Genomic DNA, 20993 nt, shown 5'->3' on the forward strand with positions numbered 1-20993 from the left:
GGACGGAACAGCGAGCGGCGGTGCGGGGCTCTCCCTCGGCTCGGCTCCCTGCCTCCAGCGTGGGATCCGTCCGGCACGGCGAACCAGCTCCGAAGGGTCCTTCCCGGGGGAGCCGAAGGTCCCGGCCGCCGCACAGCTGCCGACGTCACGCGGCCTTCCGGTCGCCCGGGCCGCCCGCACCTCCGGCCGCGGCGGCACCGTCCCGCGGTGCGGCACCGTCCCGCGGTGTCCCGTATCCGCCGCCGCCCGGGGTCTCCACCACCAGCACGTCGCCGGCGGCCACCTCGGCCGAGTCGCATGCGCCCATGACGAGGCTGCTGCCGTCGGCGCGTTCGACGCGGTTCGAGCCGAGTGCGCCCGTGCCGCCGCCCGCCATTCCGTACGGAGGCACCCTCCGGTGGCCCGAGAGCGTGCTCACTGTCATCGCCTCGAGGAAGCGGATCCTGCGCACCGCGCCGTCGCCGCCCCTTCGCCGGCCCGCTCCTCCGCTGCCGTGCCGGACGGCGAACTCCTCGACGAGCACGGGCAGTTGCCATTCGAGGACCTCGGGGTCCGTGAGCCGCGAGTTGGTCATGTGCGTCTGCACGACGGACGCCCCGTCGAATCCGTCGCCCGCGCCCGAACCCGACGCGACGGTCTCGTAGTACTGGTGCCGCTCGTTGCCGAACGTGACGTTGTTCATCGTCCCCGAGCCCTCCGCCTGCATGCCCATGGCGGCGTAGAGCGCACCGGTGATCGCCTGTGAGGTCTCGACGTTGCCCGCGACGACGGCGGCCGGGTGCACCGGGGCGAGCATCGATCCGGGCGGGATGATGATCCGCAGCGGCCTCAGACAGCCGTCGTTGAGCGGGATGTCGTCCGCGACGAGTGTGCGGAAGACGTAGAGGACGGCCGCGGTCACCACGGAGGTCGGCGCGTTCAGGTTCGATGCGAGCTGCGCCGAGGTGCCGGTGAAGTCCACTGTCGCGGACCGGTGTTCGCGGTCGACCGAGACCCGTACGGAGATGACCGAGCCGGAATCGGTCTCGTAGCGGTACTCGCCGTCCTCCAGCGCGTCGATGACCTTGCGCACGGCCTCCTCGGCGTTGTCCTGCACGTGCCGCATGTACGCCTGCACCACGTCCAGGCCGAAGTGGCCGATCATCTGGGCGACTTCCTCGACGCCCTTCCGGTTGGCGGCGATCTGCGCCCGCAGGTCGGCGAGGTTCGTGTCCGGGTTGCGGGAGGGGTACGGCGCCTCGGTGAGCAGCCTCCGCGTCTCCTCCTCACGGAGTCTGCCGTCCTCGACGAGCAGCCAGTTGTCGAAGAGCACGCCCTCCTCGCGGATCTCCCGGCTGTCCGCGGGCATCGAACCGGGCGTCAGCCCGCCGATCTCGGCGTGATGCCCGCGCGAGGCGACGAAGAAGAGGATCCGCGCGTCGGCCGGGTCCTCGCGGCCCGCGGGATCCTCGAAGGCGGGGGTCACCACAGTGACGTCCGGCAGGTGCGTGCCGCCGTTGTACGGGTCGTTGACGGCGTAGGCCTCACCGGGCTTCATCGTCCCCGCCCGGCGCCGGATCACCTCCTGGACGGTGGTGCCCATCGAGCCGAGATGCACGGGGATGTGCGGCGCGTTGGCGACGAGATTGCCTTCCGGATCGAAGAGCGCACACGAAAAGTCCAGCCGCTCCTTGATGTTGACCGACTGCGCCGTCGACTCCAGCCGCGCGCCCGTCTGTTCGGCGATGGACATGAAGAGGTTGTTGAAGATCTCCAGCAGGACGGGATCGGCCTCGGTCCCGACGTCGGCCTCCCTGGGGGTCCCCCCAGGCCCCCCGGGGCCGAGGGGGAGCCCCACACGCTCCACGAGCAGGTGTCCCGTCGGCGTCATGGACGCGCTCCAGTCCGCGTCCACGACCGTCGTGGCGTTCGCCTCGGTGATGATCGCCGGCCCCGTCACGCGATCGCCGGGGCGCAGCGATCCGCGGCGGTGCAGGGGGGCGTCACGCCATTCCCCGCCCGAGCAGAGCCGCACGGTGCCTCCGGCGGGCACCTCGCCCCCGCCCGGGTCGCCGGTCCCGTCGTCCGCATGGCCGTCCGCTTCGCCGAGGTCGCCGAGGCCGGGCTCCTCCGTGATGCCGACCGCCTCCACCGCGACGGCCTCCACGACGACGGGACGGTCCAGGAGGAACGAGTACATCGCGCGGTGACTCGCCTCGAACTCCTCGGTCATGGCGGCGCGTTCGGTGAGTTCGACGGGCACGGTCGTGTCGGTCCCGTCGTAGCGGAGCTGTGCGCGCCGCGCCACGCGGACGTGCTCCTCGCGGATGTCCTGGTCCCGTAGTTCGGCGCACGCCGCCTCCTCCAGGTCCGCGGCCACGTCCCGAATCCGCTCCATGTGCCGCTCCTCCAGCGTGAGTTCGACCGACTGCTCACGCATGGCTGTGGTGTCGGCGAGGCCCATGCCGAGGGCGGAGAGCACACCTGCCATCGGCGGTACGAGGACCGTTCGGATGCCCAGGGAGTCGGCGACGGCGCACGCGTGCTGGGCGCCGGCGCCGCCGAACGTGGTCAGTGCGTACCGCGTGACGTCGTGGCCCTTCTGGATCGAGATGCGCTTGATCGCGCTGCCGATGCTGGCCACGGCGATGTCGAGGAAGCCCTCGGCGACCTGCTCGGGGGAACGGTTGTCGCCCGTGCGGGCGTGGATGTCCTCGGCCAGCTCGGCGAACCGCTGCCGCACGGTCTCACGGTCCAGGGAGCGGTCGCCTTCCGGCCCGAACACATGGGGGAAGTAAGCGGGTTGGACTCGTCCCAGCATCACGTTGGCGTCGGTGACCGTCAGCGGGCCGCCGCCCCGGTAGGAGGCCGGGCCGGGATGAGCGCCCGCGGAGTCCGGTCCCACCCGGTAGCGGCTGCCGTCGAAGTGCAGGACCGACCCGCCGCCCGCGGCGACGGTGTGGATGTCCAGCATCGGAGACTGGAGGCGTACGCCGCCCACCTGTGTGCTGAACACCCGCTCGTAGTCGCCCGCGTAGTGCGACACGTCGGTGGAGGTGCCGCCCATGTCGAAGCCGATCACCTCGTCGTAGCCCGCCAGCCGTGACATCCGGGCCATCCCGACGATGCCGCCCGCCGGGCCGGAGAGGATCGCGTCCTTCCCGCGGAAGTGCCCCGCCTCGGCGAGACCGCCGTTCGACTGCATGAACATCAGGCGCACGCCCCGCATCCGGTCGGCGACCTGCTCCACGTAGCGCCGCAGAACCGGGGACAGGTAGGCGTCGACCACAGCGGTGTCACCGCGCGGCACGAGCTTCATGAGAGGGCTGACCTCGCTGGAGAGCGAGACCTGCGGGAACCCGGTCCGTTCGGCGAGTTCTCCGACGGCCCTCTCGTGTGCCGGGTGCAGATGGCTGTGCAGGCACACCACCGCGACCGCCCGGATGCCGTCGTCGTAGGCGCGTCGCAGCTCGGGCGCGAGCGCGTCGAGATCCGGGGCGCGCAGGACCGTGCCGTCCGCGGTGATGCGTTCGTCGACCTCGATCACCCGCTGGTAAAGGGCCCGGGGGAGCGTGATCGCCCTGTCGAAGATGCGGGGACGGTTCTGGTAGCCGATGCGCAACGCGTCGCCGAAGCCCCGTGTGACGACCAGGGCCGTGCGCTCGCCCTTGCGTTCCAGCAGGGCGTTGGTGGCGACGGTGGTTCCCATCCGCACCGCTTCGACCCGGCCGCCGGGCACGCTCGCGCCCTCCTCCCGGCCGAGCAGCGTGCTGATCCCTGCCACGGCGGGGTCGTCGTAGCGGTCGGGGTTCTCCGAGAGCAGCTTGTGCGTCAGCAGGGTGCCGTCGGGGCGCCTGGCCACGATGTCCGTGAAGGTGCCGCCCCGGTCGACCCAGAACTGCCACCGTCCTCCGGCGCCGTCCGTCACGTCCGTTCCGTGTCCCACGCGTCAGACCCGGGCTCGCTCCGAGCGGAGTCGGGCAGCGATGTCGCCGCCCCAGGCGCTCACTTCCTGCTGGTCGCGAAGGTCGCCTCCCGGTCCCTCTCCGAGGATCCGACCGGCGAGGACGCCGCGCGCCCCGTCCGTGAGCCGGCCGCCGAACGTACGGTGCTCCTCCGCCCCGAGCCTCCTCGCGATCCGCGCCACGCGCCGCGGAGGCGGTATCGGCTCGTCCCTGCCGGAGGTGCTGCGACGCCCGCTGCTGAAGAGCCACACGGGCATGCGCAGCAGCTGACGCCGGTGAAGCGCGGCGAATCGCTTCGCGTCGTGGCGCCACCGTCCGACGTACACCGCGGAGCCCAGTACCACCGCGTCGTAGCGGGTCAGGTCGTGCGCCTTCTCCGCGGCGGTGATGTCCGCCTCCAGCCCTCGGTCGCGCAGCGTCTCGCCGATCCACGCGGCGATCTCGGCCGTGGACCGGTTCCTGCTGCTGTAGGCGACGAGTACGCGGAGCAGAGACATCGAGTCACCCCATCGTTGGTGCTCTCTCCCCAGGGTCGGCCCTTCCGGCACGGTGTGCCAGGCCCGGTGGGCCCTGTAGGGGGCGGGCCGAAGGTCCCTGTCGGTCCGCGGTGGCCGCGTCCGGCCCCGCGACGTCAGGGCGACGTCAGGGCGACGTCAAGATCGCCCGTTGGGGCGTCAGAGGTTCGTCAAGGGCGGCCGCGCCGGGTCCCACGGGGAGTTTCCTCATGCGTGAGCTCGCGACCGCGGGCATCAACGGTCCGAGTTTCCCGGGAGCAAGCGAATGGCCGATCTGGCTTTCGTCGTCACCGTCGTCGCGGTGTTCGCGCTGGTGGTTCTGGTCGCCGGAGGGGTGGCGAAGCTGTGAGCGCCGAGAGCATCGCCGGTCTCGTCCTGGCCGTCCTGGTGCTGGGCTACCTGATCGTCTCGCTGATCTTCCCGGAGAGGTTCTGACGATGAACCAGACCCTCGCGGTCGTACTCCAGGTCACGGCACTGATCGCGGCGCTGGTACTCGTGCACAGGCCCCTGGGCGACCACATGGCCCGCGTCTACACCTCCACCCGCCACCTCCGCGTGGAACGGTGGATCTACCGCGCGATCGGCGCGAACCCCTCCGCCGAGCAGCGCTGGCCCGCCTATCTGCGAGGCGTCCTCGCCTTCTCGGCGGTCTCCGTCCTCTTCCTGTACCTGCTCCAGCGGCTTCAGAACCACCTGCCGCTGTCGCTGGGCTTCCAGCCGATCCCGCCCGACCAGGCCTTCAACACCGCGGCCTCCTTCGTCACGAACACCAACTGGCAGTCCTACTCCGGCGAAGCGGCCATGGGGCACCTGGTGCAGACGGGTGGGCTGGCGGTGCAGAACTTCGTGTCCGCCGCCGTCGGCATGGCCGTCGCCATGGCGCTGGTGCGGGGCTTCGCACACTCGCGTACGGGCGAACTGGGCAACTTCTGGGCCGACTTGGTGCGCGGCACCGTACGCATCCTGCTGCCGGTGGCGACGCTGGCGGCGGTCGCACTCGTCGCGGCCGGAGCGGTGCAGAACTTCGCGTCGCCGCACGAGATCACCACGGTGACGGGTGCCACCCAGCACCTGCCCGGCGGCGCGGTGGCCTCCCAGGAGGCGATCAAGGAGCTCGGCACCAACGGCGGGGGCTTCTTCAACGCCAACTCCGCCCACCCGTACGAGAATCCGGACGCGCTCACGAACCTCTTCGAGATCTTCCTGCTGCTGGTCGTCCCGTTCTCGCTGCCGCGCACTTTCGGCAGGCTCGTCGGCAGCGTCAAGCAGGGGTACGCGATCGTCGCCGCGATGGGGGTGATCTGGCTCGGAGCGGTGATCGCGGTGACGGTGCTGGAGTCCGCCCATCCCGGCGGCGCGGCGCAGGCGGCCGGCGGAGCGACGGAGGGCAAGGAGACCCGCTTCGGCGTCGGCGCGTCCTCGCTGTTCGCGGTCTCCACGACCATGACGTCGACGGGCGCGGTCGACGCGGCCCATTCGTCGTTCTCCGCGCTCGGCGGCGGGGTGCTGCTGCTCGGCATGATGCTCGGCGAAGTGGCGCCCGGCGGCGTCGGTTCGGGCCTGTACGGGATGCTGATCATCGCGGTGATCGCCGTCTTCATCGCCGGGCTCATGGTGGGACGGACGCCCGAATACCTGGGGAAGAAGATCCGCCACAGGGAGATGAAACTCGCCGCCTGCTACATCCTGATCACCCCGGCGCTGGTGCTGGCGTTCACCGGCACGGCCCTGGCGCTGCAGACCCCGCAGAACTCGATCCTCAACTCCGGGCCGCACGGCTTCTCCGAAGTGCTGTACGCGTACACCTCCGCGGCCAACAACAACGGCAGCGCCTTCGCCGGACTGACCGCGGACACGCAGTGGTTCAACACGACTCTCGGTCTGACGATGCTGCTCGGGCGGTTCCTGCCGATGGTGTTCGTACTCGCCCTGGCGGGATCGCTCGCCGGCCAGCGGCCGGTCCCGGCGAGCGCGGGAACACTGAAGACGCAGAAGCCGCTCTTCGCCGGGTTGCTGGTGGGCGCGGTGCTCATCGTCGCCGGGCTGACCTTCTTCCCCGCCCTCGCCCTGGGCCCGCTGGCGGAAGGGCTGTCATGACCATACGCACCGGACGTACCGGCAACATCCCCGCACCTTCAGGTCCTCGTCCCCGTCCCCCTCAACGTCCACTTCCCCGTCCCGGGACACCAGCAGCGGAGGGCACCACCCCCATGTCTTCGGCCGGAACCGCCCCACACCCGGCGGCCTCGCAGAACACACCGCCCGGCATGTTCGATCCCGGGCAGCTGGTGACGTCGCTGCCGGACGCCGTGCGGAAACTGGACCCGCGCCTGATGATCAAGTCGCCCGTCATGTTCGTCGTCGAGATCGGCTCGGTGCTGACCACGGTGCTGGCGATCGTGGATCCCGGCTGGTTCGCATGGTCGATCGCCGTATGGCTGTGGCTGACCGTGATCTTCGCCAACCTCGCCGAAGCCGTCGCCGAGGGACGCGGCAAGGCCCAGGCCGACACACTGCGCCGCGCAAGGACCGGCACCATGGCCCGCCGCCTCGCCGACGACGCCACCGAGCACAGCGTCCCCGGCAGCGAGCTGCGCGTCGGCGACGTGGTGCTCTGCGAGGCCGGTGACACCATCCCAGGCGACGGCGATGTCATCGAGGGCGTCGCCAGCGTCGACGAATCGGCCATCACCGGTGAATCCGCGCCGGTGATCCGCGAGTCCGGCGGCGACCGCTCGGCTGTCACGGGCGGCACGAGGGTGCTCTCCGACCGCATCAAGGTCAGGATCACCACGAAGCCCGGTGAGACGTTCCTGGACCGGATGATCGGTCTCGTCGAGGGCGCGGCCCGTCAGAAGACGCCGAACGAGATCGCGTTGAACATCCTGCTCGCGTCGCTGACGATCGTCTTCCTGCTGGCCACGGTCACGCTCCAGCCGTTCGCGGTGTACGCGGGCGCCGAGCAGTCCACGACCGTGCTCACCGCGCTGCTCGTCTGTCTGATCCCGACGACGATCGGCGCACTGCTCTCGGCCATCGGCATCGCCGGCATGGACCGGCTCGTGCAGCGCAACGTCCTCGCGATGTCGGGCCGGGCCGTCGAGGCGGCCGGCGACGTCACGACGCTGCTGCTGGACAAGACCGGGACGATCACGCTGGGGAACCGCGAGGCGGCGGCCTTCGTGCCGCTCGGGAACGCCGACCCCGGCGAACTCGCCGACGCCGCGCAGCTCTCCTCGCTCGCCGACGAGACCCCCGAGGGCCGCTCCATCGTCGTCCTGGCCAAGGAGAAGCACGGCCTCCGCGCCCGGGACGAGGGCGAGTTGGGCAACGCGCAGTTCGTCCCGTTCAGCGCGCAGACCCGAATGAGCGGCGTCGACGTCGCGGAGAACGGCAGCGCCTACCGCGTACGCAAGGGAGCCACCGAAGCCGTGACGGTGTGGGTGACCGAGCGCGGCGGCACGGTCCCGGAGGACGCCCGCAACGAGGTGGAGGCCATCTCCACCTCCGGCGGGACCCCGCTGCTCGTGGCCGTCGAGGACGGCCGTGGCGCCCGCGTCCTCGGCGTGATCCACCTCAAGGACGTCGTCAAGCACGGCATGCGCGAGCGCTTCGCCGAACTGCGCAGCATGGGCATCCGAACGGTGATGATCACCGGTGACAACCCGCTCACCGCCAAGGCCATCGCCGACGAGGCCGGGGTGGACGACTTCCTCGCGGAGGCGACCCCCGAGGACAAGATGGCCCTGATCAGGCGGGAGCAGGGGGACGGGAAGCTCGTCGCGATGACCGGTGACGGCACCAACGACGCCCCGGCGCTGGCTCAGGCCGACGTGGGCGTCGCGATGAACACCGGCACCTCGGCCGCCAAGGAGGCCGGGAACATGGTCGACCTGGAGTCCAACCCGACGAAGCTGATCGAGATCGTCGAGATCGGCAAGCAACTGCTGATCACGCGCGGCGCGCTGACGACCTTCTCCATCGCCAACGACGTGGCCAAGTACTTCGCGATCATTCCCGCGATGTTCGTGACGGCCTACCCGGGGCTGGAGGCGCTGAACATCATGCGCCTGACCAGTCCGCAGTCCGCGATCCTCTCCGCGGTCGTCTTCAACGCACTCGTGATCGTCGCGCTGGTGCCGCTCGCGCTGAGAGGGGTGCGCTACCGGCCGATGAGCGCCGACGGAATGCTGCGCCGCAACCTCGGCATATACGGCCTCGGCGGGCTGATCGTCCCCTTCATCGGCATCAAGGTCATCGACTTGCTCATCTCGCTCCTCCCGGGGGTCGGATCATGAACGCGTCCATCCGCAACGGCTCACGTCTCGCATGGGCGGCGCTGAGGGCGCTGCTCGTACTCACCCTCGTCACCGGCGTCCTGTACCCGCTGGTGGTGACGGGCGTCGCCCAGGCCGCCTTCCCCGGCCAGGCCGACGGCTCCATCGTCCGCAGCGGCGGCAAGGACGTGGGGTCCTCGCTGATCGGCCAGACCTGGAACGGCAAGGACGGCAAGCCCGCACCGCAGTGGTTCCAGCCCCGGCCCTCCGCCGGTGACTACGACGCGCTCGCCTCCGGGGCCTCCAATCTGGCGGCCACAAGTCCGCAACTGCGCAAGGACGTCGAGGCCCGCACGGCGCGGATCGCCGACTTCAACGGGGTACCGCGCTCGGCCGTGCCGACGGACGCGGTCACTGCCAGCGGATCGGGCCTCGACCCGGACATCTCGCCCGCGTACGCCAGGATCCAGACCGACCGGGTCGCCGAGGCCCGTCACCTCGACCCGGCCGAGGTCCGCGGCCTGGTCGACCGGCACACCGAGGGCCGCGTCGCCGGCTTCCTGGGCGAGCCGACGGTCGACGTCCTGGAACTGAACCTCGCCCTGCGCGACCTGCGCGGCTGAACCCGACCGAACCACCGACCTCAGCGGCGGCCGTGACCCGTACTCCGTGATCATCCGGCCGCCGTGACCCCCACCCACGTGGAAGACAATGGAGCCATGGCCCGCGGCAAACTGCGCATCTACCTGGGAGCCGCCCCCGGTGTCGGCAAGACCTACGACATGCTCTCGGAGGCGCACCGCCGTCTGGAGAGGGGCACGGACGTCGTCGTGGGCTTCGTCGAATGCCACGGGCGCCCGCGTACCGAGGTGCTGCTCCACGGCCTGGAAGTCGTCCCGCGCCGTGAGGCGACCCACCGCGGGGCGGACTTCACGGAGATGGACCTCGACGCCGTGCTCGCCCGCGAGCCCGCCGTCGCCCTCGTCGACGAGCTGGCCCACACGAACGTCCCCGGCTCCCGGAACGAGAAGCGCTGGCAGGACATCGAGGAGCTGCTCGAGGCGGGAATCACCGTGATCTCCACCGTCAACATCCAGCACCTGGAGTCCCTCACCGACGTCGTGGAGTCCATCACCGGGGTGCGGCAGCGCGAGACGGTGCCCGACGGGGTCGTCCGCCGTGCCGACCAGATCGAGCTGGTGGACATGTCACCGCAGGCGCTGCGCAGGCGCCTGGCGCACGGCAACGTCTACGCGGCGGACAAGATCGACGCCGCCCTGTCGAACTACTTCCGCCCCGGCAACCTCACCGCACTGCGCGAACTCGCCCTGCTGTGGACGGCGGACAGGGTCGACGAGTACCTCCAGCAGTACCGCGCCGAGAAGGGCATCTCCTCGCCATGGCCCGCCCGCGAACGCATCCTGGTGGGCCTCACCGGCGGCCCCGAGGGCCGCACCCTGATCCGGCGGGCGACCCGTATCGCGGCGAAGGGCTCCGGCAGTGAGATCCTCGCCGTCTACATCTCCCGCAGCGACGGGCTGACTTCGGCCTCGCCGGAGGAACTCGCCGTCCAGCGCACCCTCGTCGAGGATCTCGGGGGCACCTTCCACACCGTCGTCGGCGATGACGTCCCCGACGCGCTGCTCGCATTCGCCCGGGGAGTCAACGCCACGCAGATCGTGCTCGGCACCAGCCGGCGGAAGGCCTGGCAGTACGTGCTCGGTCCCGGGGTGGGAGCAACCGTCGCGCGCGAGTCCGACCCCGACATCGACGTGCACATCGTCACGCACGAACACGCCGCCAGGGGCCGGGGGCTGCCCGCCGCACGCGGGACGCGTCTCGGGCGCAGCCGCCTCGTCGCCGGCTGGCTGACCGGCACGGCAGGGCCCGCCCTGCTCACGCTGCTGATCACCGCCGTGGGACCGGGGCTCGGCCTCGCGAACGAGATGCTGCTCTTCCTCACGCTGACCGTCACCGCGGCCCTGCTGGGCGGGCTGCTCCCCGCCCTCGCCTCCGCCGTCGTCGGGTCGCTGCTGCTGAACTACTTCTTCACCGCCCCCGTCCACACCTGGACCATCTCCGACCCGAAGAACATCCTCGCCATCGTGATCTTCGTGGTGGTGGGCGTCGCGGTGGCCTCCGTGGTCGATCTGGCAGCCCGCCGCACCCACCAGGCGGCACGGCTCCGCTCGGAGGCCGAGATCCTCAGTCACCTCACGGGCAGTGTGCTGCGCGGGGCGGTTCCCGCGGAGCGAGAGGTACGAGAGGAAGCTCCCTCCGCAAAGGAGCGACGAGTCGGTACCTCGCCGACGGTGGAGGGGGAAGGATCGGAGCTGGCCGTCCTGCTGGAACGCGTCCGTGAGACCTTCGGCATGGAGTCCGCCGCCCTGCTGGAACGCACCGGCGGGCGGGGCGGCTGGAGATGCGCCGGAAGCGTCGGGCCCGACCCGGCGGAGCAGCCCGACGATGCCGATGTGGACGTCCCCGCCGGGGACAGCACGGCACTTGCCTTGCGGGGCAGGGTGCTGCCCGCCGAGGACCGCCGCGTCCTCGGGGCGTTCGCCGCACAGGCCACCGCCGTCCTGGAACGCCGGCGGCTGATCGCCGAGGCGGAACGGGCCCGCCGGCTGGAGGAGACCGACCGCATCCGCACCGCCCTGCTCGCGGCGGTCTCGCACGATCTGCGCACACCGCTCGCCGCCGTCAAGGCATCGGTGTCCTCGCTGCGTTCCGACGACGTCGCCTGGTCCGAGGCGGACGAGGCCGAACTCCTCGCCGCCATCGAGGAGGGCGCCGACCGGCTCGACCACCTCATCGGCAACCTGCTGGACATGAGCAGACTCCAGACCGGTGCCGTCACCCCGCTCATGCGCGAGACCGACCTCGACGAAGTCGTACCGCTCGCGCTCAGGGGCGTGCCCGAATCCGCGGTGAGGCTGGACATCCCCGAGACCCTGCCGATGGTCACCGCCGACAGAGGGCTCCTGGAGCGCGTCGTCGCCAACGTCGTCGAGAACGCCGTCAAGTACAGCCCCCGTGACAGGCAGGTGCTGTTGTCCGCCAGCACGTTCGGCGACACCGTCGAGCTGCGCACCATCGACCGCGGCCCCGGCGTGCCCGACACGGAAAAGGAACGCATCTTCGAGCCGTTCCAGCGCCGGGGCGACGTCCCGCGCGGCGACGGCGTCGGCCTCGGACTCGCCGTCGCCCGCGGCTTCGCCGAGGCCATGGGCAGCTCGCTCACCGCGGAGGACACCCCGAGCGGCGGCCTGACCATGGTGCTCACCCTGGCGACCGCTCCCGGCAGGCCACCTGCCCGGCCCGACCTTCCCGCGGGAGTCACCTCATGACGCGATCCACGCGACCCCAGGCAGACACGCCACGGCCCGAGGGGGGACGGATGCCGCGGGTCCTCGTCGTCGACGACGAACCTCAGCTCGTACGGGCCCTCACGATCAACCTGCGCGCCCGCAAGTACCGCGTGGACTCCGCCCACGACGGTGCCACCGCCCTTCAACTCGCCGCCGCCGGGCACCCCGACGTGGTCATCCTCGACCTCGGGCTGCCCGACATCGACGGCATCGACGTCATCAAGGGCCTGCGCGGCTGGACGCGGGTGCCGATCATCGTGCTGTCCGCGCGCCACACCTCCGACGAGAAGGTGGACGCCCTCGACGCAGGCGCCGACGACTACGTCACCAAGCCCTTCGGCATGGACGAACTCCTCGCGCGCCTGCGCGCCGCCGTCCGCAGGGCGACCCCGGCCGACGAGGAGGACGTGGTCGTCGAGACCGAGACCCTGAGCGTCGACCTCGCGGCCAAGAAGGTCAGGCGCGACGGCAGCGACATCCGGCTCACGCCCACCGAATGGCACGTACTCGAAGTCCTCGTACGCAACTCCGGGCGCCTGGTGACCCAGAGGCAGCTGCTGCGGGACGTGTGGGGCCCCACGTACGAGACGGAGACCAACTATCTGCGTGTCTACATGGCGCAGTTGCGCCGCAAACTCGAACAGGACCCGGCGCACCCGCGGCACCTGATCACCGAGGCCGGCATGGGCTACCGCTTCGAGCGGTAGCCGGGCCCCGAGTCCTGCCGGCGCGCCGGACGAGGCCAGCCCCCCACCGGCGTTCCGCCCGCACCGTGACCACGTCACGGCAGGCGGAGAACGCCGACGGGCGGCGTGCCCCGACGCGGTGCCGGAGTACGCCGCCCCTGGAACGGGACGGGCTTGCGGGCACGCGGCCCGCAGGCCCGAGTCCCCTACTTCGGGTCGCGGTTGAACAGCGACTGGGACCAGACGTGGCCGAGGACGGCCAGCCCCACGCACCAGGCCACGGCCAGCCACCCGTTGTGGCCGATCTCGCTGCCGAGCAGCAGGCCGCGCAGGGTCTCGATGGCCGGGGTGAAGGGCTGGTACTCGGCGACCGGCTGGAACCAGCCCGGCATCGCGTCGACCGGGACGAACGTGCTGGAGATGAGCGGCAGGAAGATCAGCGGCATCGCGTTGTTGCTGGCCGCCTCGGCGCTCGGACTGGACAGGCCCATCCCGACCGCGATCCAGGTGAGCGCCAGGGAGAACAGCACAAGCAGCCCGAGCGCCGCGATCCACTCCAGGACCGTGGCGTCCGTGGACCGGAAGCCGATGGCCGCCGCGACGGCCCCGACGAGGACCACGCTCATCACGCACTGCAGCACACTGCCGACGACGTGCCCGATGAGCACCGACCCGCGGTGGACCGCCATCGTGCGGAAGCGGGCGATGATGCCCTCGTTCATGTCCATCGCGACGGACACCGCGCTGCCGATCGTGGTGCTGCCGATTGTCATCAGCAGCAGGCCCGGGACGAGGTAGGCGATGTACTCGGACCGGTCCGCCCCGCCGCCGCCGATCCCCGCGCTCATGGTGTCTCCGAAGATGTAGACGAAGAGCAGCAGCATCACCGGCGTGAGCAGCAGGTTGAGCGTCAGGGACGGATAGCGGCGCACGTGCAGCAGTTTGCGGCGCAGCATCGTGGACGAGTCGCGCACGGCGAGGGAGATCCGGCTCGGGCGGGCGGGAGCCAGAGAAGTACTCATGGGCGCAGTCCATTCCTTGGAAGGGTGGCGGGGGGCGACGGCTGGGAGCTCATCGGACAGCCTCCTTCGGCTGGTCGGTCCGGTCGGTTCGGCTGGGCTCTCCGGCACCGGTGAGGGCGAAGAACACGTCGTCGAGGTCGGGCGTGTGCACGGTCAGCTCGTCCGCGTCGATGCCGGCGGAGTCGAGCCGGTCGAGGACGGAGCGCAGCTCGCGCTGGCTGCCGTCGCTGAGGATCTGCAGCGACAGCGCCTCGTCGTCCCGGCCGGCCTGGTCCAGGGCGGAAGCGGCCGACCGGTACGCCGCCGGATCGGAGAACCGGAGCCGGACGTGCCCGCCGGGGATCAGCCGCTTCAGCTCGTCGGCGCTCCCCTCGGCCACGATCCTGCCGTCGTTCAGCACCGCGATCCGGTCGGCGAGTTCGTCGGCCTCGTCCAGGTACTGCGTGGTGAGGAAGACGGTGACGCCGTCGGAGACGAGCTCGCGGATGATCTGCCACATGGTGTGACGGCTTCGCGGGTCGAGGCCGGTGGTCGGCTCGTCGAGGAAGATGATCTGCGGCTCGCCGACCAAGGTCATGGCGATGTCCAGGCGCCGCTTCATGCCACCGGAGTAGCTCTGGGCGGGCTTCTTGGCGGCGTCGACGAGGTCGAACCGCTCGAGCAGCTCGGCGGTGACCCGCCGCCCCTCGCGCTTGGACAGGTGGTGCAGGTCCGCCATGAGGAGCATGTTCTCCTCGCCGGTGATCAGCCCGTCAACGGCGGAGAACTGCCCGGTGACACCGATCGCGGCGCGCACCCCGCCCGGTGACGTGGCGACGTCGTGGCCCGCGACCTGGGCCTGCCCGCCGTCGGCGGTGATGAGCGTGGAAAGGATCTTCACGGCGGTGGTCTTGCCGGCGCCGTTGGGCCCGAGCAGCGCGAACACGGACCCGGCAGGGATACGCAGATCGATGCCGTCGAGGACGGTCTCGTCGCCGTACGACTTGCGCAGACCGATGGCGGAGACGGCGGCCGGCGTCGGGTGACGGCCCTTGCTCTTATACGTGGGCATGACAGATGAAGCCATGGAATCCTCCCGTGAGAAGGCAGCTGAAGTGGTTGGCGGAGTAGACGAGTTGAGGCCGTCTTCCGGCGTCAGGCCCTCGCGCGGCGGATGTCGATGTTGCCGTGCCGGGTGCGGGCGCGGACCTCGACGGTGTCGTCGGTCTTCTCCGGGGTCTCGGACGCCGTGAGCGTGTTGCGCACCTGCCCGGAGCCCGAGCTGACGTCGAGCCAGGCGGCGGTGCCCTCGCGGACGCCGATGTCGATGGCTCCGTAGGCGGTCTCCAAATGGACTGTGCCGCGGGCCACTTCGTCCACCCGCAGGGTGCCGTGTGCGGTGGTGGCGGCGACGGAGTCCTCGGCCCGGCGGATCTGGATGTCGCCGTTGGCGCCGCTCACGCGAAGCTCTCCGGTCGCTGCGCCCACGGTCGTGGTGCCGTGCGAGTTCTTCAGTACGGCCGGGCCGTCGACGAGGCCGACGCGCATGCTGCCGGAACTGGTGGTGATCTCGGCCAGGCCCTCGACCCGTTCCACGGTGATGGAGCCGTGCGACGCGGTCAGTTGCAGCGGACCGGTCGTGTCGAGGCGTACGTCGCCGGACGAGGTCTTCACGCGGACCGCTCCGAGCCGGCCCTCGCCGAGCACCTGGACCCAGGCGCCGGTCATGTCGACGCGTGAACCCGTGGGCAGTTCGACGGTCACGTCGACGGTGCCGGTGCGGCCGAACAGATAGCGCTGCCTGGGCGTTCTGACGGTCAGTACGCCGCTCGCGCAGGTGACCTCGGTCTGTTCGGCCGTGCGCACGTCCTGGTCCTTGGCGGGGTCGCGGGGCCGCACCTCCACGACGGTGTCGATGCGGTCGCCCGCGCTGAACTGGAGGGAACCGGCCTCCACGTGCGCCGTGGCCGAGATCGGTTCGGGAGTGTCGAAAGTAGGCATAGCTGTCCCGTCCTCTTGGGTCTCCATGACGTCCCCGCTGGTGGGACGTGGTGTGGGTGCTGCGTTGTTCAGGTGCTGCGGTGCGGGCGGGCGCGCAGTCAGCGCACCCAACCCGTGAAGCTCTGTCCGATGCTCTGGGTCTTCTCCGTCGCACGGGGCCGCGTGCCGCCGTCGACCGCGGCCGACACGGCCCGCACCAGCCACGCGTTGACCGACAGGCCCTCGCGTGTGGCGGCCTCCTCGGCTCGGGCCTTGAGCTGGGCGGGGAGACGGAGGTTGACGCGGGCGGTGCCGCCCTCGTCGCTGTCGGCGGGTCCCGAGGTCTTGTGCGGTTCGACGGGCCCGGCCGGCTCCGCCGGGCCACTGTCGGCGGGCGGTGGCGTCACCACGAAGTCGGGGTCCAGGCCGCGCAGCCGTACGTCGACCGATCCGGGCGCGAGCTCGCGGGTGATCTCGCCCATCGCGGCGGAGAGCACATTGAGCATGGTCAGACGAGTCGCCGACTCCAGGGGAGCGGTGAGCCGATCGGCCAGCTCGCGGGCCTCGTCACCGCCGGCTTCGGCGGCCACCGCGAGTTCACGGCGGAGGGTGTCGACATACGGGGTGAGATCCATGACGTCATAATGGCACCATTATGGCGCCATGTGCAAGCGCGGACGGCACCCGATGCGGAGCGAGCTCGAAGGGAGCTGGCCTGAACTGGGAAAATGCGGCGAGATCGAGTCGCACCACAGTGGCGCCATGGGCGTTCATGCGCCTCTCCGGGAGACGGATTGCACCCCGGCGGCACCGTTGTGGTGCCACTTGGCGTCGCGCGGCGCCACCTCGGCATCACCTGGCACCAATTGATGCCATGCGGGCGCCATCAGAGGTGGCCTGACCCGCCTCGCACTCCGCCAGAGGCCCGCGGAGCCCGTACTCAAGACCGGCGGTCCCCGGTCCGCGAGCAGCAGTGGAGTAGCAATTACTCAGGCGTGACAACCGGTGCCGCCACAAGAATCCTCCGAGTCGCACGGACACCCGTGCGCACAGGCCTCGCGCCGACCGGCGAGGCGTTGCCCGAGGCTCCCCCTCTGCACACGGCGCGGGGCGGGCCCCTGCCCTCTGCGCAGATGTGCTGAAGCCCCAATCCAAGCTGTCGCGTCGATGGCCGGTCGAGGAGATTGCCGAGTCGCAATCGACGACCACCTGTCCCGGAACTCGGAAAGGAAGACATGAACAGCGCAACTCGATCGGTGGGGGCCGGATTCACCCGCCCGAACCCGCTGCTGGACGGCATGCAGACGGCTGCCCGGCCCACTGGTCCGGCCCTCTCCATCGTCATGGGCCTTGTCATCTTCGGCGTGGGATCAGTGCTCCTGGCGTCCGTGATCGTGGCGCTGGAGGGCACCACCCAACAGGGGGGCTTCCGGGAGACGTTGCTCGCGCTCCTCGGCGGCTTTCTTCCGCCCCTGCTGCTCCTCCTTGTCTGGGTGCGGTGGAAGGAAGGGCGCAGTCCGGCCACACTGGGCTTCCAGACATCTCGTGCCGGCAGGTCGATCGGCTTCGGTGCCGGACTCGCACTGGTGATGTTCTCGCTGCCGGTGTTCCTGAATGTGGTCTCGGGTCACATGCACTTCGCGATGCACGACGGCGCGTGGGTTCGATGGCCCCAACTGGGCGCGGTCCTGGTTCTCCTGCTCGCGTTCACCGTCCAGGGCAGCACGGAGGAGATATTCACCCGGGGCTACCTGTTGCAGGCGGTGAACCGGAAATGGGGGCTGGGATCGGCGATGGTGACGCAGACCGTCTTCTTCAGCGCCATGCACCTCGCCAATCCTGCAGCGCTGCGCCCGCTTCCCCTCGTCAATCTGGCACTGGTCGCTGTGTTCCTGGGCTTCTGGGCCGTCAGGGAAGGCGGCCTCGTGGCCGTGTGCGCCTGGCATGCGGTGTGGAACTGGACACAGGGCAATGTGTTCGGCATTCGCGTGTCGGGGAACGAGCTGCAGAACTCGCTGCTGACCGTCAAGGAATCGTCGGACGCGAGCGCGTTGCTCACCGGTGGCGGTTCCGGAGTCGAGGGCTCGGTCCTCGTCACTCTGGTGCTGTCCATCGGAATCATCTTCGCCTGTCGCGCCTGGCGCCGGCGTCCTTGAGATCCGCTCCGGGCTTCGACACCGCCACCCTCGGCCCCACCTGAGCCGAGGGTGGCGGGCTCACCGGATCGGGGGTCCGACCCGGCGCAGAAGCACCGTCAGTCCTTCTACGCCGCGACGGGTTCGGGTGCCCGCCGCGTCGCTTCGGCCCACCGCCTCAGGCTCTCTTCCAAGTCGCTGACGATCGGGCGGAAGAACTCGCTGCGCGCATCGCGATCAGTCATCGTGCTCACCACGAAGTTCGTCGCCCCGAAGCCGGCGAGAAGTGCGGCACACCGCAGCAGAGCCTGCGGGACACCGGGGATGACCGAGGCGCTGGGCTCGGCCCCCACCCACGTCTCCGCGGTCTGCGGATCGACGGCGACGACACCCAGGACGGTGAAGAAGGCGAAGATGACAACACCGACGACTGTGGCCTGGACGAGCTGACGGGTCGCCAGGACAGTCAGCACGTTGCGCACCTGCCGCCTGCTGAGATTCACGTCTTCCAAGGCGTCGAGTTCGTCCCGCAGGTGGCTCGCGCCGGCCGCCGTGGCGACCAGGGCGAACAGGCACAGGACCAGCACGGTGCGCAGCCAGGTGAGATGGGCGCCGAGCTGCCACATCTCTCCTGCGAAGAAGCCGAGGAAGGTGACGAAGAGCATGGCGGGGAGAGCCCGGCCATGAAGCCGCCCTGAGTTCCTGAGATCGCGCAAGGACTGCATGAAGGCGATCCGGATGAGGGCGACGACACCGAACTGCACTCCGGCATAACTGACTGCCAGCCAGATGATTGCGGCAGCTGTGGAGAGGACGCCGACCAGGAATGCGGCAATCCCCGGGGAGATGCCGCCGACCTCGTTGCTCGTGTCGACCCACACCTCCCGGTCGGCCGCATAATGCAGCAGAACGACCGCTCCGGGCAGAGCGAGGAAAAGCATCGTGATCCCGGGAACCACGCCTCGGGGGAGTTCCCACATGTGTTTGCGGAGCTTCCCGCACAACACCCAGACGGTGATGCCTGCCGTCAGACCGGCGGCACAGGACAACACCCCCAAGTAGCGCCCGTCCCTGGTGATGACGACCGTCGCGAACGCAGCGAAGAAGGCAAGTGAGGGCAGCATCCGGGGAACCACGTGAGTTCGTGCGGTCCAGCCGGGCACCAATTGCGGAAGCCCGTTGCGTATCAGAAGTCGCTCGATCCACACCGAGCCCCCGTGCATATTCATGCGGGCCATTAAGCACGAGTCCCGTGAAAGCACGGATGAGTAATCTCTACTCAAGACGCGGGCGTACACGCCGTCGGAGGATCACCCGCCGCCCAGTCCCCGCCGGACCGGGCACGCACACCCGAGCCGACACCCGGGACGAGAAGCCGCGGCCCGTCGAGTCGGCGCCAGAGGACGGCGCCATACTCGGTGCTCGTTGCCTGCCGTGGGAGCGGTGACGAGTCCCGTGCCGTCGCCGGGAACAGGCGGCGAAGCAGGCTGCTGCCCGGCGCCGGGGTGTCAGTGGCTGCTGGCAGGGTCGGGCTCATGACTGAACGAGCTGCTTCGATCATCGCCTACTGGGAGGCCGCTGCATCGTCGTTCGACGAGGAGCCGGACCACGGGTTACGTGCCGACCGCACACGCACAGCGTGGGAACGGTCGCTGAGCTCCTGGATGCCGTCCGCTCCGCGGGATGTTGTCGACATCGGCTGCGGGACAGGGTCGCTGTCATTGCTGCTGGCCCAGGCAGGACATCGGGTGACCGGGGTGGACCTTGCTCCGCGCATGATCGAGCAGGCTCGGACGAAGGTGGCGGCCGCCGGGCTCCCGGGGCGATTCCTGGTCGGGGATGCCATGGCGCTGCCGACCGGGGATCAGCAGTTCGATGTGGTGCTGTCACGGCATCTGATCTGGACCGTGCCGGATCCGGAGGCAGCATTGCGCGACTGGATCGCTCGCGTGCGCCGTGGCGGACGGCTGTTGTTGGTGGAGGGGCGGTGGCGTGAGGCCGGCAGCCCCATGACGTATGTGGATGGTGCGGAGTCGCTGCCTTGGAACGGCGGTGTCAGCGCGGACGATCTCACTGCCGTGGTGCGTCCGCTCGTTCGCAGTCTGCGGGTCGAGTCGCTCAGCGACGACGCCGATCTGTGGGGCAGGTCGGTGACCGATGAACGGTATGCCTTGGTGGCCGACGTGTGATCGCGCCGGCACGGTTCCGACCGCCGGGAACACCAGCTCAGGGTTGTCCCGTCTTCGACCGTGAACGCGCGGCGGACGGGCCCCGCGTGGGGTACGGAACGAACTCGGTCCCGATCCCGAACCCCACGCGGATTGCTGCTACTTGCCGGAGTTGGCACCGCGGCGCATCAGCAGCACCCCTGCTGCGCTGAGGGCGGCGAGGACGCCCGCCACGATGATGAACCAGACCGCCATGGGGAGTCCGTCGTCTTCCTTCGGGGCCGCCGCATCGTTGGCCTGCTCGCCGGGAGACGGCTCAGCACCGTCGTCACCGGAGGACTCCGGGGCCGCCGGTGAGGCGCCGGCTTCGGCCGGTTCCAGCTTTAGCACAGGCGCGGGCGTCTCCGGTTCGGCCTTGCCTTCCTGCGGCACCTCGATCCACCGGTCGGTGCGCCCGTCGCCATAGCTCTGCAGTGTCTTGAACGCCAGTTCCTCGGCATCCGGCAACTGAGCTATCGAGATCGAGTGGTTCGCGTTCTCCCCTACTTCGACCTGGGGGCCTTCGACGGTGTATCCGTCGCCGGAGGTCTTGAACTTCCAGCCGTCGGGGCCGTCCTTGTAGGTGACGTCCTCCGCGTCGATGCCTTCGGGCAGTGTCACGTCGAGCTTGGTGATGCCCGCGCTGTCGGACTCCGATTCGGCTTCGAAGGTGACGGTGACGTCCTTCGCGAGCGCCCGGGCGCCTTCGGACTCGACTTCGACATGCGCGGCAGCCGGCCCTGCGGTGACTGTCACGAGCGCCACGGTGGCCGCCGCGACGATGCCCACGCGGCTGGCGCGGGTACGTAGAGCTGTTCGGGACATGAGTGATGCTCCCAGCATGTGGTGGAAGGGGGCGGCGTCGGCCGCCCCGC

General features: G+C 70.2%; 16 protein-coding genes. 8 read left to right on the forward strand and 8 right to left on the reverse strand.

Annotation, left to right across the window (positions count from 1 at the left end; translation table 11 throughout):
* Positions 1-145: 145 nt before the first annotated feature.
* Positions 146-3907 (reverse strand): hydantoinase B/oxoprolinase family protein, encoded by a 3762-nt coding sequence (locus tag I004_RS36755; RefSeq protein ID WP_051345550.1) that lies wholly within the window; start codon positions 3905-3907, stop codon positions 146-148.
* 21 nt (positions 3908-3928) lie between these two features.
* Complete coding sequence (locus I004_RS0128530; protein WP_028438265.1) at positions 3929-4441, reverse strand: flavodoxin domain-containing protein; 513 nt, start codon at positions 4439-4441, stop codon at positions 3929-3931.
* A gap of 363 nt (positions 4442-4804) precedes the next feature.
* Between I004_RS0128530 and kdpF the strand changes: the two genes are divergently transcribed.
* The 6 genes from kdpF to I004_RS0128565 all read left to right on the forward strand — a co-directional run bounded on the left by kdpF (position 4805) and on the right by I004_RS0128565 (position 12816).
* Positions 4805-4894: a K(+)-transporting ATPase subunit F gene (gene kdpF / locus I004_RS39255; protein ID WP_037978219.1), complete on the forward strand. Its 90-nt coding sequence runs from the start codon at positions 4805-4807 to the stop codon at positions 4892-4894.
* Between the two features lie 2 nt (positions 4895-4896).
* A complete protein-coding gene (gene kdpA, locus I004_RS0128545; protein WP_028438266.1) occupies positions 4897-6558 on the forward strand; it encodes a potassium-transporting ATPase subunit KdpA in 1662 nt (553 codons plus the stop codon).
* Between the two features lie 113 nt (positions 6559-6671).
* Positions 6672-8759, forward strand: a complete 2088-nt coding sequence (gene kdpB, locus I004_RS0128550) for a potassium-transporting ATPase subunit KdpB (RefSeq protein ID WP_028438267.1) — start codon at positions 6672-6674, stop codon at positions 8757-8759.
* Positions 8756-9361: a potassium-transporting ATPase subunit KdpC gene (gene kdpC / locus I004_RS0128555; protein WP_028438268.1), complete on the forward strand. Its 606-nt coding sequence runs from the start codon at positions 8756-8758 to the stop codon at positions 9359-9361. The genes kdpB and kdpC overlap by 4 nt, the downstream gene beginning before the upstream one ends.
* 96 nt (positions 9362-9457) lie before the next feature.
* On the forward strand, positions 9458-12088 hold the full coding sequence (locus I004_RS0128560; RefSeq protein WP_028438269.1) for a sensor histidine kinase: 2631 nt from the start codon (positions 9458-9460) through the stop codon (positions 12086-12088).
* A gap of 50 nt (positions 12089-12138) precedes the next feature.
* The gene (locus I004_RS0128565) at positions 12139-12816 is read left to right on the forward strand and encodes a response regulator (RefSeq protein WP_028438270.1); all 678 of its coding nucleotides are present in this window, start codon (positions 12139-12141) and stop codon (positions 12814-12816) included.
* A 185-nt stretch (positions 12817-13001) separates the two neighbouring features.
* On the opposite strand, the gene I004_RS0128570 is transcribed toward I004_RS0128565, so the two are convergent.
* The 4 genes from I004_RS0128570 to I004_RS0128585 all read right to left on the reverse strand — a co-directional run bounded on the left by I004_RS0128570 (position 13002) and on the right by I004_RS0128585 (position 16411).
* The gene (locus I004_RS0128570; RefSeq protein ID WP_028438271.1) at positions 13002-13817 is read right to left on the reverse strand and encodes an ABC transporter permease; all 816 of its coding nucleotides are present in this window, start codon (positions 13815-13817) and stop codon (positions 13002-13004) included.
* Positions 13818-13866: 49 nt separating this feature from the next.
* The gene (locus tag I004_RS0128575; RefSeq protein ID WP_028438272.1) at positions 13867-14883 is read right to left on the reverse strand and encodes an ATP-binding cassette domain-containing protein; all 1017 of its coding nucleotides are present in this window, start codon (positions 14881-14883) and stop codon (positions 13867-13869) included.
* A gap of 68 nt (positions 14884-14951) precedes the next feature.
* Positions 14952-15797 carry a DUF4097 family beta strand repeat-containing protein gene (locus I004_RS0128580; protein WP_028438273.1) on the reverse strand — a complete coding sequence of 282 codons (846 nt, stop codon included), beginning with the start codon at positions 15795-15797 and terminating at the stop codon, positions 14952-14954.
* Between the two features lie 98 nt (positions 15798-15895).
* Positions 15896-16411, reverse strand: coding sequence for a toxin-antitoxin system HicB family antitoxin (locus I004_RS0128585; RefSeq protein WP_028438274.1), 516 nt, complete (start codon positions 16409-16411; stop codon positions 15896-15898).
* Between the two features lie 600 nt (positions 16412-17011).
* Between I004_RS0128585 and I004_RS0128590 the strand changes: the two genes are divergently transcribed.
* Positions 17012-17932, forward strand: a complete 921-nt coding sequence (locus I004_RS0128590) for a type II CAAX endopeptidase family protein (protein WP_078511894.1) — start codon at positions 17012-17014, stop codon at positions 17930-17932.
* A gap of 107 nt (positions 17933-18039) precedes the next feature.
* On the opposite strand, the gene I004_RS0128595 is transcribed toward I004_RS0128590, so the two are convergent.
* A complete protein-coding gene (locus I004_RS0128595) occupies positions 18040-19140 on the reverse strand; it encodes a hypothetical protein (RefSeq protein WP_158677137.1) in 1101 nt (366 codons plus the stop codon).
* A gap of 306 nt (positions 19141-19446) precedes the next feature.
* Between I004_RS0128595 and I004_RS0128600 the strand changes: the two genes are divergently transcribed.
* Positions 19447-20100: a class I SAM-dependent methyltransferase gene (locus I004_RS0128600; protein ID WP_028438277.1), complete on the forward strand. Its 654-nt coding sequence runs from the start codon at positions 19447-19449 to the stop codon at positions 20098-20100.
* A gap of 138 nt (positions 20101-20238) precedes the next feature.
* Here I004_RS0128600 and I004_RS0128605 read toward each other — a convergent pair whose 3' ends face one another.
* The gene (locus I004_RS0128605) at positions 20239-20943 is read right to left on the reverse strand and encodes a DUF1775 domain-containing protein (RefSeq protein WP_028438278.1); all 705 of its coding nucleotides are present in this window, start codon (positions 20941-20943) and stop codon (positions 20239-20241) included.
* Between the last annotated feature and the right edge of the window lie 50 nt (positions 20944-20993).

It is taken from the genome of Streptomyces sp. TAA486, assembly GCF_000426165.1.

What these genes read in the sequence shown, in the direction of transcription:
- I004_RS0128595 (WP_158677137.1), bottom strand. Translation starts at nt 19,140, where the DNA reads ATGAATATGCACGGGGGCTCGGTGTGGATCGAGCGACTTCTGATACGC.
- I004_RS0128530 (WP_028438265.1), bottom strand. Translation starts at nt 4,441, where the DNA reads ATGTCTCTGCTCCGCGTACTCGTCGCCTACAGCAGCAGGAACCGGTCC.
- I004_RS0128565 (WP_028438270.1), top strand. Translation starts at nt 12,139, where the DNA reads ATGCCGCGGGTCCTCGTCGTCGACGACGAACCTCAGCTCGTACGGGCC.
- I004_RS0128605 (WP_028438278.1), bottom strand. Translation starts at nt 20,943, where the DNA reads ATGTCCCGAACAGCTCTACGTACCCGCGCCAGCCGCGTGGGCATCGTC.
- I004_RS0128590 (WP_078511894.1), top strand. Translation starts at nt 17,012, where the DNA reads ATGAACAGCGCAACTCGATCGGTGGGGGCCGGATTCACCCGCCCGAAC.
- kdpA (WP_028438266.1), top strand. Translation starts at nt 4,897, where the DNA reads ATGAACCAGACCCTCGCGGTCGTACTCCAGGTCACGGCACTGATCGCG.
- I004_RS0128580 (WP_028438273.1), bottom strand. Translation starts at nt 15,797, where the DNA reads ATGCCTACTTTCGACACTCCCGAACCGATCTCGGCCACGGCGCACGTG.
- I004_RS0128585 (WP_028438274.1), bottom strand. Translation starts at nt 16,411, where the DNA reads ATGGATCTCACCCCGTATGTCGACACCCTCCGCCGTGAACTCGCGGTG.
- I004_RS0128600 (WP_028438277.1), top strand. Translation starts at nt 19,447, where the DNA reads ATGACTGAACGAGCTGCTTCGATCATCGCCTACTGGGAGGCCGCTGCA.
- kdpC (WP_028438268.1), top strand. Translation starts at nt 8,756, where the DNA reads ATGAACGCGTCCATCCGCAACGGCTCACGTCTCGCATGGGCGGCGCTG.
- I004_RS0128570 (WP_028438271.1), bottom strand. Translation starts at nt 13,817, where the DNA reads ATGAGTACTTCTCTGGCTCCCGCCCGCCCGAGCCGGATCTCCCTCGCC.
- I004_RS0128575 (WP_028438272.1), bottom strand. Translation starts at nt 14,883, where the DNA reads ATGGCTTCATCTGTCATGCCCACGTATAAGAGCAAGGGCCGTCACCCG.
- kdpB (WP_028438267.1), top strand. Translation starts at nt 6,672, where the DNA reads ATGTCTTCGGCCGGAACCGCCCCACACCCGGCGGCCTCGCAGAACACA.
- I004_RS0128560 (WP_028438269.1), top strand. Translation starts at nt 9,458, where the DNA reads ATGGCCCGCGGCAAACTGCGCATCTACCTGGGAGCCGCCCCCGGTGTC.